1 protein-coding gene is annotated in these 1,386 nt (G+C 55.8%); it reads left to right on the top strand.

The annotated features are described in order from the left end of the window. Positions 1-1,386: Ig-like domain-containing protein (locus A3709_RS19635; protein ID WP_156507868.1), on the top strand; the 1,386-nt coding region annotated here is incomplete at both ends.

The following is a 1,386-nucleotide window of genomic DNA, read 5'->3' as shown; positions in this document are numbered from 1 at the left end:
AACAGTCTCGGTTGTCTACGCGGGTGAGCGCGATTGGGTGGCTGAATCAGCACTGGCTGATGGCAGCAACCCGGGCAGCCCCGATGAAGCCACTTCCGGTGACTTCAATATCACCCACACTGGCACTGATACTACCGACAAGTTGGAAGTGCAGGACAAGGACGGCAACTACATCGATGTAACTGCCGGTGGCGTAGTGCAGGGTGAATACGGTGAATTGGTTGTAGCCCAGAACGGCGACGACTACACCTGGACGTATACGCTCAACGGTGCAACCGATGAGCACACCGACGACGCCATGGTCGAGGAGAAAGATACGCTGCCAGAGAGCTTCGCTGTGCGCGTAACTGACAGCGATGGTGATACTGACGATGCCACGCTGGAAATCGATGTACGTGACGATGGTCCGCAAGCGGTGGACGATGGCGCCTTCGACGTTGAAGAAGACAGCACAGAGGTCATTAGTTTCGCTGATGTGCTGGACAACGATATTGAAGGTGCAGATCAGCCGGTTAGCGTCACACTGGGTGACGACGCGACCAACGGTACTGTGGTGGTAGTGGGCGAGACCTTTGAGTACACCCCGAACGAAGGTTACGCAGGTCCGGACAGTTTCACATACATCATTACTGACGCCGACGGCGATACCTCCGAGGCCACCGTTTCGCTGAACGTTGATAGCGATTCTGTACCGATGGTGTCTGTGGTATACGCGGGTGAGCGCGATTGGGTGGCTGAATCAGCACTGGCTGATGGCAGCAACCCGGGCAGCCCCGATGAAGCCACTTCCGGTGACTTCAATATCACCCACACTGGCACTGATACTACCGACAAGTTGGAAGTGCAGGACAAGGACGGCAACTACATCGATGTAACTGCCGGTGGCGTAGTGCAGGGTGAATACGGTGAATTGGTTGTAGCCCAGAACGGCGACGACTACACCTGGACGTATACGCTCAACGGTGCAACCGATGAGCACACCGACGACGCCATGGTCGAGGAGAAAGATACGCTGCCAGAGAGCTTCGCTGTGCGCGTAACTGACAGCGATGGTGATACTGACGATGCCACGCTGGAAATCGATGTACGTGACGATGGTCCGCAAGCGGTGGACGATGGCGCCTTCGACGTTGAAGAAGACAGCACAGAGGTCATTAGTTTCGCTGATGTGCTGGACAACGATATTGAAGGTGCAGATCAGCCGGTTAGCGTCACACTGGGTGACGACGCGACCAACGGTACTGTGGTGGTAGTGGGCGAGACCTTTGAGTACACCCCGAACGAAGGTTACGCAGGTCCGGACAGTTTCACATACATCATTACTGACGCCGACGGCGATACCTCCGAGGCCACCGTTTCGCTGAACGTTGATAGCGATTCTGTACC

This window comes from Halioglobus sp. HI00S01, assembly GCF_001635445.1.
GTDB lineage: Bacteria > Pseudomonadota > Gammaproteobacteria > Pseudomonadales > Halieaceae > Halioglobus > Halioglobus japonicus.
The sequence above is the reverse complement of the archived record's forward strand: the minus strand, read 5'-3'. Positions and strand labels throughout refer to the sequence as shown.